Genomic DNA, 14,859 nt, shown 5'->3' with positions numbered 1-14,859 from the left:
AAAAAAACTTTGCAACAATAAGGTAACAAATTTCAAAAGCTTTTGATGTATTAATAGATGGGTAAGGTATCCATTTATTAATAACTAAATCTTTTATTATGAAAAATTCTATTCAAAGAATCATCGTGCTAATGCTCATATCCTTTTTTGGGTTTGCAAATGCACAAGGAGAGCTAACTCCGGGAGTACAAACTAGTTCTGTGGCTGCTTCAATAAGCAATTGGGTAAGTTCTACCTCTGACAAAAACAAAGCCTTTTATGCTTCTGCCTATTGGTTAAGTGGTGAAGATTGCGCCAATTATTTAAAAATTTATAACGGCAATACCTTTGCAGCCACATCTCCACAAGTACTTATTTCAACTTATCATGGATTCACAAGGGTAAGGTTAGATCACAACAACAATGTTTACGTTTTATATGTAGACCGAACATCTCCAGGAAGCACCACCTTTAAAACTTATCTAAAAAAATACAACACAGCAGGTGCCTTAATAGGATCGCGAATTGAAGTTGCTAATAATACTAACGTAACAGATATTGAAGTTGCACCAAATGGAGATGTCCTAATTGGATGTGTTGAAGGTACACTTGCAAAAGTTAAGGTTTTTAGAAATATGATTTATAAAGGGTATTTGCCAATAAGCAATGTTCCAAAAATTTCTAATTCAAGTCCATTTAGTATACAAATGGATATGAAAGATTCAAAATTTGTAGTAGGATATTCATTAGGTAGTATTACCGCATCAGAATTACATATTAAACGCTATACTTACAATCCTACTTTTAGCCCGTTTAGTAATTTTAATTTATCTTCTCAATATTCTCATTATACAGAATATGGAAGTCGATTTGAAAGAGACAATAATCAAATTGCCTTACGATCTAATTGGGAGGTGTTTTACAATGCTAACACGTCTACCTCTTATCCATTCGTAGACTTTAGAGTTAAATATTTAAACTCTGGAGGAAGTAGTATCTTTCAATATTCAAAAGGCTTTGTAGATATAGATATTAATAATAGATTACTAATTAGTAAAAACCATGGAAGTATTAATTATCCAGATTATAAGATAAATCTATATAACTCGAGTAATAGTTTAATACATGAGTTTAGTGTTAGTAATAAAATTAAGAATCATTTAGAAAGTCTAGCTATATATGATTGTGAATTCGTAATTACTGGAATTGACAGAAAACTTGGAGCAAATCCGTTATCGCACACCTACCAAAGTTACCATCAATTATTTAATTGTCAAGATTGTAGACCAAACATGGGAGCTACTGCAGTTGCAAAATTTAGATATCCAAATGCTGTAAACCAATACCCTTCGAAATATGGTTCATTAGATGTAACGGAATTATGCTTGGTAGATAATTTATTAGTAGATGGATCGCTCAGTAGCTGTGAAGACCGTTATTATGTAGAATTAACTGAATTCAACCCTGTATCTTGGACTGATACCTTAGTATTACATTCTGCATGGGTAACGCCAATAACCCAAGCACCAAACAATATTAATATTGTCGACTTTTTACCACCTGGATATCATTTAAGACCTGGAAAAATCTATAAATTTAAATTAGCTGTAGGTTCACCATGGGACTCAACAGAAATCTTTTTTGAGGTCACTTGCTGTAAACGCGATATCGTTGTTATAGGCAATCCTCAAGAGGTCGATGAAGTTTACAAATACAGTTTAACGTTTGGAGATGATCAGATGGACATCAGAGAGGAAGCACCAGTTAACTTTTCAACATTTCCGAATCCTGCAAAAGAAGAATTAACTCTAGATTTTAGTAATTTTAGTTCAACGGCAACAAAAGCAGTTAGCATAAAAAATGTTAAAGGCATTGAGGTTTATTCTAATAAAATATCATCAGAAAAAGAAACTGTTACTGTAAAAAAATGGCCTACTGGCATATATATTACGACGGTTATAATTGATGGAAAAACCTATCAAAAGAAAATAATTAAACAATAATTACACCATATAAACCCTTATAAATAGGCTACTTCCTAATCGAAGTAGCTTTTTTTTTATAAAAAATATAAAAATAAGGGTAACAATTTAAAAGGTCTTTTGATATAAGGGTGTAACAGTGCAACAAAACTGAACAAAACAGTAATTAAAATCCCTCAATTATGAAACGTACAATTTTAATTTTCGCAACCGTAGTATTAGGATTTACAACTTTAAACGCTACAACAAAAAACACGATCCCAACTAATGACACATCATTAGAAATTACAACAGACAACATCATAGAAGTTTATGATTGGAAAGTTATTACTAAAAACGGAATAAGTAAAGGTACATCATTAAACGTAGAAGCTGCAAAACGCATGATTAGTTTATTCAGCGCTGGCGATATTATTGTAGAAAAGCAAATTAAAAGCTATAAGGTTTTACGATCTGAAGCAAAAGACACATCAAAACGACTTTACTTCTGGAAAGTTCAAAGCAATTTTGGTAAATCAGAAGGCTTTGCATCATCTCAATCTGCTGCTAAAAGAATGATTTCTTTAGCTGCCACAGGAGACATTATAACTTATAAAGTTATTGCAAGTAAAAATTTATAAAAGAAAAATTTAAAAACAGGGTAACACTTTTATACCCCTGTTTATATAACGATAGATAACCATAAATTTTAAAATTATGAAAACAAGTAAAACCATTTACATTAAAACAAGTACGAAACGTATTTTAAGTAAAAACGTATTCAGCCTTTTTGCCCTATTATTAATGACCTCAATACTCACCACTAGTTGCAACCCTGATGATGCAGATGATGGATTTCAAAATGATGTGCCACCTACAGCCCAAGAATTTGCCGACATCAGAGACATTGCCATGGACAACCATACTCAAATGTTTAATTTTGATGCAGATGATGGTTATATTTCTTTAACCTCAGAAAATGGTGTTGAAATTAGTATTAATACCAACTGCCTAACAGACAATGGTAATCCAGTAACTGGAGACGTCACATTAGAATATGTTGAAATTTTTGAAAAAGGCAGCATGTTAACCACCAACAAACCTACTATGGGAAAATTACCAAATGGTGATAAGACCTTAATAATTACAGGTGGAGAATTCTTTGTAGAAGCAACACAAAATGGAACAATTTTAGACACCAATTGTGGTTTCCAATTAATGATTCCTACGGATTTAACAGGTGGTCCAGATCCAGATATGACACTTTGGACAGGTGAAATAGACGCTGACGGTAACTTAGCTTGGGATGAAAATGAAGAAAACGCGAATGGAGATGGAGGCTTATTTTTAGAAGGCGAAAACTATTATGGAATTATTGACGGTTTTGGTTGGACAAATGTAGATAAGTTCTATAACGATCCACGACCAAAAACAACAATCCAAGTGCAACCACCTGCAGGTTACGACAATCAAAACAGTGCTATTTATTTGTCTTACGATGGTGAATTACCAGCCTTAGCACAATTAGATACTTACGATGCCACTTTAAATATTTTCAGTGAGCATTACGGACAAATCCCTATTGGTTTAGAGTGTCATGTCATATTTGTATCTGAATCTGAAGGCGAATGGGTATACGCTATAAAACCAGTAACTATAGAAGAAAACGCTATTATAACTTTTTATTTAGGGGAGACTACAGTAGGCTCGGAAGCTTCGTTGACAGCATTGATGAATGGTTTACCATAAGTCAAATTGACCTACTTAGTTAAAAAAAGTCAGAAATTAATTTTTCTGACTTTTTGTGCTATCTGTAAATGAGCTTAATTTTTAATGCTTAAATTTAATGCTATCAAACAGGCCTGTTTTAAAATTATATCATCCAAAAAAAATGATTGAACGTTAACCTCGCCACCTTTGAAAAATTTATACACGACATGAAACCTACAATCCTATTTTATATCACTTTTAGCGTTTCCGTTTTTGGTTTTGCCCAAAACAACGTTGCGACGGATACCATACGGAGAACTGCTAACATTGAGCACAAAAGTCTTGGAAATGAAATTGAATTTAAGGCAGACGCCCCAGAACTCAATCAAATTGCTGGCGCACCAAAAGCGTTTTACACCAATTTTTGGGAATTTGGAGATGGCACGTTTAGCAAAGAGGCAGCACCTAAAAAAACGTATAAAAACAACGGAGATTATACCGTAAGATTATGGGCTACCAATAATTACGATACCGGAAAACCACCAACAACACGACCTAAAAAAATAAAGGTTAATAATGCCAACGAAGATTATAAAGATGAAGCTTCAATGGATAGCGCCTTAAACCTTCAGCGAAATAGAGAACCTATACCAAATGAAGATATTGTAGTGGTTTTCAGTTATAAAAACACTAAATCTTATACAACCAACGGAAAATTCTTCCTGTTTTATAACGAAGCGAAATTCAAAGCAGATAACTTCAACCTTATAGAAACGCGAGCCTATCACAATGAGCGCGAAATAAATGAGGATCTTGTATTTTCTTCAAAGTTTGATTCTGATGTGTATTATGCCTCAGCCGAAGATGATCTACTAACACTAAAAACCCAACAGCAAGACACAACAGTTCGAAAGAATTTACCAAAGACTTTAGATGATGCTAAGTTTGCCTATCGAAATTCGAGCCAACTCAGTTTTGACAACATGAAACCCAATGAAGAACGGCATGTCTTTTACAGTTTAAAAACCACTAAAGAAATGCTAAAAGATACCTCAGCTATTATTTCTGTAAGAGGTGTTTATGTACCAGATGATAGTTATGATAATCACCATGTAAAAGACATGGAAATGGAAATTGTAACCTCTCACGACCCAAATAAAATGTCGTCGAATGCGTCGTTTTTGAATTATAGATTGGTACGTTATAAGCGTCCAAAATTCAAAATTAGATTCCAGAATAATGGCGAAGGACCAGCACGTACTATTCGTTTAGAAACGGATATTCCAGATATGTTTGACAAATCATCTATTGAGGTTTTAGATATGTATCCTAAAGTAAAAATCTGCCCCAAATACGACGTTCAATACAGTTGCCTCGACACTACTTATACTGAAAAACAAGCCATTTTCACCTTTAAAAACATCTATTTACCAGGAAGTGAGCAGAAGAATGTAAAAGTTTATGATTCTACCAAAGGCTTTGTAAAATATCGCATTAAGTTTTCTGATGATTTTCATAAAAAGAAAACCAAATCTAGAACCGCTATTATTTTCGATAAAAACGATCCTATAATTACAAACTATTCCACTACCCGATTTTTACCAGGCATTTCCATTGGAGTAAAAGCAGGATACAACTCGTTTGCAGACCTTAGAAATTCTGAAAGCTACTTTTTAGGTGCTACAATTTCACCTTATAAATCGTATCGCTGGTATTGGCAAGTTGAGTTATTAAATAGTTTGCATTCTTATGATGGCAATACCACTATTGAAGAAGGCTTTGTAGAAGGAGCAGCAGGATTTGAATTTTATCAACGCACTACAACAAATAGTAGTTATAGTAATATTGATTGGGAAATTCCAGTATTACTGCGATACAACGTAAATAATTACATTGGATTAGGAGCCGGAATTGTTGGTACCATTTCAGTTAATGAGAAACAAGAACAATCTATTTTTATAGAACAGTTTGAAGGCCAAGGACCAGATGCACCTGTTTTTAATACCATAAATACCAATGAAGAACTCACCGAATCGTTTACCAATTTTAGAAAAGGCTTTTTAGTTGAAGCCACTGCTGGCTTTGCGCGAATTGGCCCAAGTCTTGGAGCCCGTTATATTTTTAATATTGAAGACAATTACAACTATTTACAACTCTATGCGATTTGGAAATTTTAACACTAATAATCATAACTTGAAAAAACTGCTATTTTACATATCATCCTTATGCATTGCCAATACAAATGCACAAGTAAATTTTGATTTAGAAAAAATCTTGACATATAAAAATCGAGATTTAATTGTTATGGAAATTGACACCTATCTAAATAAAAAGTCTGAGCATGGAGAAAAAATTGAAAAGCTGAATGCATCACAAAAGACTTTCTTTTTAGTAGAAAATTTAGAACGGGAAATAAACAATGGTGGATTTGGTCAGTTCTATTTTAACTCAAGTGGCGATTTTAGTCAAGAAACTGTGAATGCTCTTTTGGAAATTGGAGCGAAAAAAACAGCGGAAATTATAAAAAGAGCTAATGCAGAGTTTAAAAACGGGATTGTTCCTCAAAATAGATATGAAAGACAAAACGAGTTAGAACTGATTGAAGAAAAAGCTGAAGAAGTATGGAATAAATGCAATTTAGAATTTTATGAATACCATGAAGATTTAACCGAACTATTGATAGCCTATGTTATTAACCATAAAGCTGATTTTAAACAATAACACGTTTATTAATAAATGAAAAAAGGCATCATATTAATAGTCATGTTGATTGCAGGAATTGGTTTTGCTCAAGATTTGGAAGAATCTATTTATGTGGCCACAGAAACGTTTAATAAAAACCAAACTAAGGGAGGTTTAGATGAACTGAATAAAAGCAGTCTTCAATTTGAAACACAACTCACTACCAAAGATGAGTATTACGCCTTTATAAATTTACTCGTTAATAAAGCCTATTACTTCAATAAAATAAACCATAAAAAGGAAGCGATTAACAATTATGAAAAAGCGCATCAGCTTTATAATACGCATAAAATTTATTCTTATGATATTGTAGACTATTGCCTTATTCCTCTTGGTGTTCTTTATCACAAAACCAATGCCTATATAAAAGCAGAACAGATTATAAGCTATTACCTTCAACTTGCGGAAAAGCAAAATAATAAGGAACAGCAAATTTCTGGTTATATTAATTTAGCGAAACTCTACCAATCTTTAAGCAAACACCAACAAGTCATTGCTATCGTGAATAAAGGCTTACAAATTGAAGCCTTAAAAAAACAGCAACAACGCAACCTTAATTATATAAAACGAAAAAGTGAATTGCTTTTAGAAACGGATCAAAAACGTTTGTTATTAGAAAACGATCTTATCATTAACGGATTTAATACTAGGACCATTGAAGAACTTCAACTTACGTACGAAACTGCATTACAAAATGAAGATTACGAATTAGCCTACCGCTGTCTTAACCAGATAAAACCTTTAAAAATAAACAAGCTCACCTCAGCACGAAACCGAGTACAATTCAGTTTTCAAGAGGCTCAATTACATTTTAAACGTAACGAAAATGATAAAGCTGTTGCAAAGCTAAAAAATTGCTTGGCGATTTTATTACCTAATTTTAATGGTATTGATCTACCAAAAACTTCCGATTTATATCCAGAAAATACTTTTATAGATATTTTTGATTTGTATGCAGCATTACAAACCGAACCCGAAAATGCATTACAGTATTACGATTTAAGTTTTTATGTATCTCAATTACTAACGCAAGACCAAACAAGTCAAGAAAGTTATATTCTCAGTGCAAGCGTTAATAAAGACCGAAGTGAAAAATGTATTGCTTTATTATATGACATGTTTCAAGAAAAGGGAGATCCAATATATGCAGTTCGTGCTTTTAACTATGCCGAACGTCATAAAGCTTTGGCCTTAAAATGGTACACAAACAAAAGAACACTTTTAGAACAACAGCCTACAGACAGTCTGCTTTTAAAAGAACAGCGCTTACTAAAACAGCAACAACAATTTACTAACAGACTACTTAATAGACCTGTAAACAAAGCTCAATTATTAGAACGCGATAGTTTACAATTACGACTTATTACCACAAGTACAGCGCTAAAACAACTGCAAGATTCCATCAGCAAAAGGTTTCCTTCTAACTATTCGAAACCTATCAATATTAAAAACCTAAAATCGAAATTAAAAACAGATCAAGCGAGTTTAGTCACTTATTTTTATGGTAAAAATGCATTATTTCAATTTATACTCTCACCAGAGCATATAGATTTTAATCGTATAGATTTATCTACTTCAAAACAAGAAAGTATATCAACATTTATAGATTATTTTGAAAATGCTTCGGTCATTAATAATAACATTTCTCAGTTTACACATAATGCTTTTAGACTTTATGAATTATTAAAATTGAATGCCATTAGCGACTACCAAAACCTAATAATTGTAGCTGATGGTATTTTAAACTTTATTCCTTTTGAAAGTTTACTAACGCAAGAAACAACAACTTCAAATTATTCAGAAATGCCATTTCTGGTGAAGCAACATCGAATAGCTTATCATACAAGTACTGCATTTTATTTGGAAACAAAACCCTATCAATTTAGCAACTCTGCGTTGGGTGTTTTTCCTGTTTTTGATAATAGTCCGTTAAAACTTACATATTCCTTAAACGAAGCAGAACAAATTGATAGTGAAATTAATACTGCGTTTTTAATGTATAACGATGCAACCAAGCAAGATGTTCTAGCACAAATTAATGAGTATAGTATTTTACATCTTTCTACGCATGCCCATAGTGGCAATTTTACAACACCTGCTAATATCGATTTTATAGATTCAAAACTACAAGTACAAGAATTATACACACTCGATTTAACCAACGATTTAGTTGTTTTAAGTGGGTGTGAAACAGGAGTTGGAATGCTTCAAAAAGGCGAAGGCAGTATGAATTTAGCTCGTGGTTTTAAATATGCAGGTGTTTCTAACTTGATGGTTTCGCTTTGGAAAATAAATGACTTATCCACGTCTCAATTAATGTCTAGTTTTTATAGCGACCTTAAAAAAACGGAATCTGCGTTTGCAGCTAATCAAGACTCTAAATTAACGTATTTAAAAAATCCTGATATTTCTAACATAAAAAAATCGCCTTATTATTGGAGTGCTTTTGTCTATTTTGGTGACTTAACAGAACCGAAAGCTTCAAACAGTGATTATCTCATACTCTATATCATCTTAGGCTTGATAATTGCATTCTTAAGTTGGTTATTAATATTTAAACGAAAAACATGGAAACGTTAAAGGACTTCCTTATAGAAAAAGGCTATTCTAAGGTGAAATTAAAGCTTACAAAAACCAATCATTTTGAAATAAAAGCCACTATTAACGGTGTCAAAGGGCGTTTTATTTTAGACACAGGAGCATCGAGCAGCTGTGTTGGTTTTGAAGCTATTGAACGTTTTAACCTCAACGTAAAAGACTCTGAAATAAAAGCCGTTGGCGCAGGAGCATCTGACATGTTGACGCAAATCTCTACATCTAATGCTATTAAAGTTGGAAAATGGAAAAGAAAACGTGTGGCATTAATCCTTTTTAATTTATCGCATGTTAATACAGGTTTAGTTAATCATAATGCAGATCCTGTTGATGGCATTATTGGAGCAGATATCTTAAAAAAAGGTAAAGGCATCATAGATTATGAGAAAAAATACTTGTATTTAAAGTTATAATATGACTTTATAATTAAATAAGTATAAGAAATTTCATATGATAAAGATTCTTAGTACCTTTAAAATCATTAATAGCAAAAAATGAATCCTACTATCATTATAGCAGATGACCATCCCTTGGTCCTAAAAGGTCTGCACGATTTTTTAATTGAAAAAAAATATAATGTTTTAGCGTGTGCAAAAAATGGAAAAGAAGCTTTAACACTTATAAAAGCTCATACACCAGACATTGCCATCCTAGATATAAAAATGCCTTTTCTTTCAGGTTTACAAATTGCTGAAAAATGCAAAAATGAAAAACTACCAACCAAAATAGTTCTTATTACGTTTGAAAAAGATGAAAAGACATATTATGATGCAAAAACAATGGATATTTATGGTTATGTCTTAAAAGAATTTGCACTTGAAGAAATTGAAAACTGCATTGCTGCTGTTATAAAGGACAATTCTTACTTTAGTCCAGAATTATTAAAATATTTAGAACTAAATGAGTTACCTGAGAATTTTGACTCATTAACAAATCACGAAAAAGGAATTATTAAGCTCATCTCACAAAACAAAACTGGAGTAGAAATCGCGGAACTACTTTTAATCTCACCAAGAACAGTAGAAAAACATAAGAGCAACATCATAAAAAAACTAAAACTAGAGCGGAAACAAAATAGTCTATTAATATGGGCTAAAGAGAATTCAGCGTTTTTTGATACATAATTCAAAATATTTTTCAAAATATACGTAAAGTTACGTATAGTTTTATATTATATTTTTTCAGACCTTTACTTCATGTTACAAATGTAGGGGTTGTAACATATAAATTTGCTATTAGTTAATTCTAAAAAATTAGGATTGATTAATTCTTAGGGATTAATTGGCCTTGAACTTTTGTTCAAGGCCTTTTTCTTTTAAAGAAATTTAAAAAATACGTAAAGTCACGTATTGTATTGTGTTATAATTATTTGCAACTTTACATCAGCTATTAATCAATACAAATAAATCTTATAAACTCTGGATTATTAATTAATTCAGAGTTTATATAAAACACAATAAGAATATGGAAGCAATGAAAAATGAACCTACCTCAAAAAGTGACAAAGTGTTTATGATCTTATTAATTGTTAGTTCAATAATTGTTATCTCAGCCAATATTGCTGTTAATTTCTTTAGTTAATTTAGTTAGGTGCTCTATTAGGAGCAAAAAAAAAAGCGCAATCTCAATGAGATTGCGCTTTTTTTATTGAGTTCTAGATTTACATCTCTAGAGCTTTCTTTACATTATTATCCATCAATAATTCTTCTGGATTTTCTAATGCTTCTTTTACGGCTACTAAGAATCCTACTGACTCTTTACCATCAATAATTCTATGGTCATAAGACAAAGCAACGTACATCATAGGATGTATTTCTACTTTACCATCTACTGCTATAGGACGTTCAATAATATTATGCATTCCTAAAATTCCACTTTGTGGTGGATTGATAATTGGCGTCGATAACATACTACCAAAAACACCTCCATTAGTAATGGTAAACGTACCACCTGTCATTTCATCTACAGTAATTTCACCATCTCTAGCTCTAAGTGCTAAACGTTTTACTTCAGATTCTATACCTCTAAATGTTAAGTTTTCAGCATTTCTAATGACCGGTACCATTAATCCTTTTGGTCCAGAAACGGCTATACTAATATCTACAAAATCGTAAGTTAACATTTGCTTACCATCGATCATAGAGTTTACTGCAGGATACATTTCTAGTGCTCTTACTACAGCTAAAGAAAAGAAACTCATAAACCCAAGACTTACGCCATGTTTTGCCTTAAAATCTTCTTTGTATTGTTTACGCAATTCAAATATTGGTGTCATATTAACCTCATTAAATGTGGTTAACATCGCTGTTGTATTTTTAGCTTCAACTAAACGTTCAGCAACTTTACGACGCAACATTGACATTTTGCTATGTGTAGAACCTCTGTTTCCACCCGTTGGAGTTCCCATTGATGGCACTGCTTTTACAGCATCATCTTTAGTGATTCTACCGTCTTTTCCTGTACCAGAAACTGCAGTAGCGTCAATTCCTTTTTCAGCTAATACTTTCTTAGCTGCAGGACTTGCCGTACCTGATGCATATGTTTTTTGCGCAGGATTCTCAGCTTTTTCACCAGTATTTGGTGTTTGCTCTTGCTCTTTCTTTAAATCATCTGCAACATTCTTGTCACCACCACCTTCATCGCCACTTTCGTAGGTTGAAGGAGCATCACCTTCAGGTTTTTCAGCACTTGTATCGATTAAACACACAACGGCTCCTACAGCAACAGCGTCACCTTCTTCGGCTTTGAGTGTGATTGTTCCACTAGCTTCTGCTGGCAACTCTAAAGTTGCTTTGTCGCTATCTACCTCAGCAATGGCTTGGTCTTTTTCTACATAGTCACCATCTTGCACTAACCATTCTGCAATTTCTACCTCAGTAATTGATTCGCCTGGCGAAGGCACTTTCATTTCTAAAATCATATCGTTTTATTTATAACCTATGGTTTTACGTTGTTTTTATTTTTATCGCACCTTGTGTGATACTCTAATTTTACTTTCTTTTATTATCTTTTGTTTTATCAAAAACATAATCAATAACTTCTTTATGTCGTTTTTTAGAACGTACAGAACTACCTGCTGCAGGAGCACCATAAGGTCTTCTACTTACAACTCTAAACTGTTTAGCTTCATCAAAATGCATTAACATATGCCCATAAGCTCCCATATTTCTTGGCTCTTCTTGAGCCCAAACTATTTCTTCTGCATTTTTATATTTTTCAATTATAGCTCGCATACCATCGGCTGGCAAAGGGAATAATTGTTCAATTCTCACTAAAGCAACATCATCTCTTTCTAGGTTTTCACGCTCTTCTAATAAATCGTAATAAAACTTACCTGTTACAAAGACTAAAGACTTTATTTTATCTGCCTTTGCAGTGGCATCGTCAATAAGCATTTGGAAACTTCCATTTACAAATTCATCTACAGTAGAAACCACTTTTGGATGACGTAATAAACTCTTTGGAGTAAATACAATCAATGGCTTTCTGTAATCTGCTTTTACCTGTCTTCGTAATAAATGGAACATGTTTGCTGGTGTTGTACAATCTGCTACAAACATATTGTCCTTAGCACATAATTGTAAATAGCGTTCCATACGTCCTGATGAATGTTCTGCACCTTGGCCTTCATAACCATGAGGTAATAACATCACCAATCCGTTTTGTAATTTCCACTTATCTTCTGCTGCAGAAATATATTGATCTAACATTATTTGTGCGCCATTACTAAAGTCGCCAAATTGTGCTTCCCAAATAGTTAATGTATTAGGGCTTGCCATAGCATAACCATAATCAAAACCAACCACTCCATATTCGGATAACAATGAGTTATAGATATAGAATTTCCCTTGATTATCGCTAATTTTATTATGAAGAACTATTTCTTCTTCACTATCTTCTACTTTTACTACTGCATGACGGTGTGAAAACGTACCACGCTCCACATCTTGTCCTGAAATTCTAACATCATTACCATCTAATAAAATAGAACCATAAGCTAAATGCTCTGCCATAGCCCAATCTAAACGATCTTCATCGAACATCGTTTGTCTTGATTCTACTAAACGCTGAATTTTTCTAATAAATTTCTTGTCGTCAGGTAAATTAGAGATCGTTTGTGCAATTTTCTTAAGCGACGCTTTAGGATATGCTGTATCTACAGGCTGCATCATCTTATCTTCTTGCGCTGTTGTAAAGTTGTTCCATTCGTTTTGCATGAATGGTGTAATCTCTGTTTTCTTTACTTTACGTGAATCTTCAAGCTTTTCTTCTAATCTATCTTTGTACTCTTTTTCAATTTTGGAAACATAATCCTTGTCAATAACACCTTCTTTCAACAAACGTTCTGCATAAATATCTCTCGGGTTTTTATGTTTAGCAATCGCTTTATATAATAATGGTTGTGTAAACTTAGGCTCATCACCTTCATTATGCCCATATTTTCTATAACCAAGCATATCAATAAAGACATCGCGCTTAAATTTCATTCTAAAATGTAAGGCAAATAATGCGGCGTGCACTACAGCTTCAGCGTCATCTGCATTAACATGTAATACAGGAGATAGTGTTACTTTTCCAACATCTGTACAATACGTACTAGAACGTGCATCTAAATAGTTAGTCGTAAATCCTATTTGATTATTAACAACTATATGAATTGTGCCGTTGGTTTTATACCCCTCCAATTGTGCCATTTGCACTAGTTCATAGACTAAACCTTGTCCTGCAATGGCAGCATCACCATGAACGATGATTGGTAATACTTGAGAGGGATTATCTGAATATTTATCGTCTTGTTTAGCTCTAACAATACCTTCAACTACAGCTCCAACGGTTTCTAAGTGCGAAGGGTTTGGTGCTATATTTAAATTTATTTTTTTGCCAGAATCCGTTACACGATCGCTCGTCCAACCTAAATGGTATTTTACATCACCATCAAAAACTTCTTGTTCGTAATCTTTACCATCAAACTCACTAAAAATGTCTTTTGCAGATTTACCAAAGATATTTGTTAAGGTACTTAAACGGCCGCGATGAGCCATTCCCATTACAAATTCTTTTACATCATAGCCAGAAGCACTCTCAATTAAAGCATCTAAAGCAGGTATTAAAGCTTCACCTCCTTCTAAAGAAAAACGTTTCTGACCTACATATTTAGTATGCAAAAAGTTTTCGAAAGAAACGGCTTCATTCAATTTCTTTAAAATAACTTTTCTCTGATCTGCAGAGAGTTCCGGATGATTGTTATTAATATTGAGCTTTTTCTGAATCCACTGAATCTCTTCAGGTTGTCTAATATACATATACTCAATACCAATAGACTCACAATAAATAGTTTCTAAATGGTCTATAATATCTTGTAAAGTAGCAGATCCTAAACCTAAAACCTCACCTGCTGAGAAATTGGTTTGTAAATCGTCTTGTGATAATCCGAAGTTTTCAACCCCGAGTGTAGGCGCATATTTACGTCGTGCTCTAACCGGATTTGTTTTAGTAAACAAATGGCCTCGACTTCTATAGCCATCAATAAGTTTTAATACTTTAAACTCATTTTGAAGTTGTTCTGGTACTTCAGGTGGAATACAAACCTGTCCAGGTTCTATTTCATAAACCTCATTATCTGAGCCATAGCGTTCTGATCCGAAGTCGTAACCTTGAAAAAAGGCGCGCCAACTAGGCTCTACAGAATCTGGGTTTTTTAAGTATTGGTCGTATAAATCAGCAAAATATGCTGTATGTGCCGCGTTGAGAAAGGAATATTTATCCATTTTACTTTTTGAGACGTTGTCGTTTCAACATAATTTAGTCAAAAATACAACTTTTACTAAATATAGATAAGGTTTTATTATATTTATAACATATTGAATAGAAC

The 14,859-nt window shown here is 33.0% G+C and carries 10 protein-coding genes; 8 read left to right on the top strand and 2 right to left on the bottom strand.

What is annotated here, in order from left to right; all coding sequences use genetic code 11:
• Positions 1 to 98: 98 nt before the first annotated feature.
• From ITJ86_RS08200 to ITJ86_RS08165, 8 genes are all read left to right on the top strand, one after another.
• Complete coding sequence (locus tag ITJ86_RS08200; RefSeq protein WP_195871151.1) at positions 99 to 1,982, top strand: T9SS type A sorting domain-containing protein; 1,884 nt, start codon at positions 99 to 101, stop codon at positions 1,980 to 1,982.
• 161 nt (positions 1,983 to 2,143) lie between these two features.
• Positions 2,144 to 2,581: a hypothetical protein gene (locus ITJ86_RS08195; RefSeq protein ID WP_195871150.1), complete on the top strand. Its 438-nt coding sequence runs from the start codon at positions 2,144 to 2,146 to the stop codon at positions 2,579 to 2,581.
• Positions 2,582 to 2,657: 76 nt separating this feature from the next.
• The gene (locus ITJ86_RS08190; RefSeq protein WP_195871149.1) at positions 2,658 to 3,689 is read left to right on the top strand and encodes a hypothetical protein; all 1,032 of its coding nucleotides are present in this window, start codon (positions 2,658 to 2,660) and stop codon (positions 3,687 to 3,689) included.
• Positions 3,690 to 3,877: 188 nt separating this feature from the next.
• Positions 3,878 to 5,827 (top strand): PKD domain-containing protein, encoded by a 1,950-nt coding sequence (locus ITJ86_RS08185; protein WP_195871148.1) that lies wholly within the window; start codon positions 3,878 to 3,880, stop codon positions 5,825 to 5,827.
• Between the two features lie 16 nt (positions 5,828 to 5,843).
• Positions 5,844 to 6,371 (top strand): DMP19 family protein, encoded by a 528-nt coding sequence (locus tag ITJ86_RS08180; RefSeq protein WP_195871147.1) that lies wholly within the window; start codon positions 5,844 to 5,846, stop codon positions 6,369 to 6,371.
• A 15-nt stretch (positions 6,372 to 6,386) separates the two neighbouring features.
• Complete coding sequence (locus tag ITJ86_RS08175) at positions 6,387 to 8,972, top strand: CHAT domain-containing protein (protein WP_195871146.1); 2,586 nt, start codon at positions 6,387 to 6,389, stop codon at positions 8,970 to 8,972.
• A complete protein-coding gene (locus tag ITJ86_RS08170; protein ID WP_195871145.1) occupies positions 8,960 to 9,400 on the top strand; it encodes a retropepsin-like aspartic protease in 441 nt (146 codons plus the stop codon). Before ITJ86_RS08175 ends, ITJ86_RS08170 begins: the two co-directional genes overlap by 13 nt.
• A gap of 81 nt (positions 9,401 to 9,481) precedes the next feature.
• Entirely contained in the window at positions 9,482 to 10,111 is a 630-nt protein-coding gene (locus tag ITJ86_RS08165; RefSeq protein ID WP_195871144.1) for a response regulator, read from the top strand.
• Between the two features lie 536 nt (positions 10,112 to 10,647).
• On the opposite strand, the gene odhB is transcribed toward ITJ86_RS08165, so the two are convergent.
• Together odhB and ITJ86_RS08155 are read right to left on the bottom strand one after the other, a co-directional pair.
• Positions 10,648 to 11,907 (bottom strand): 2-oxoglutarate dehydrogenase complex dihydrolipoyllysine-residue succinyltransferase, encoded by a 1,260-nt coding sequence (gene odhB / locus ITJ86_RS08160; RefSeq protein WP_195871143.1) that lies wholly within the window; start codon positions 11,905 to 11,907, stop codon positions 10,648 to 10,650.
• Positions 11,908 to 11,977: 70 nt separating this feature from the next.
• Positions 11,978 to 14,755 carry a 2-oxoglutarate dehydrogenase E1 component gene (locus ITJ86_RS08155; protein ID WP_195871142.1) on the bottom strand — a complete coding sequence of 926 codons (2,778 nt, stop codon included), beginning with the start codon at positions 14,753 to 14,755 and terminating at the stop codon, positions 11,978 to 11,980.
• Between the last annotated feature and the right edge of the window lie 104 nt (positions 14,756 to 14,859).

The organism is Winogradskyella marina (assembly GCF_015645385.1).
In the GTDB taxonomy this organism is placed as follows: domain Bacteria; phylum Bacteroidota; class Bacteroidia; order Flavobacteriales; family Flavobacteriaceae; genus Winogradskyella; species Winogradskyella marina.
This window is presented reverse-complemented; position numbering and strand designations above follow the sequence as displayed.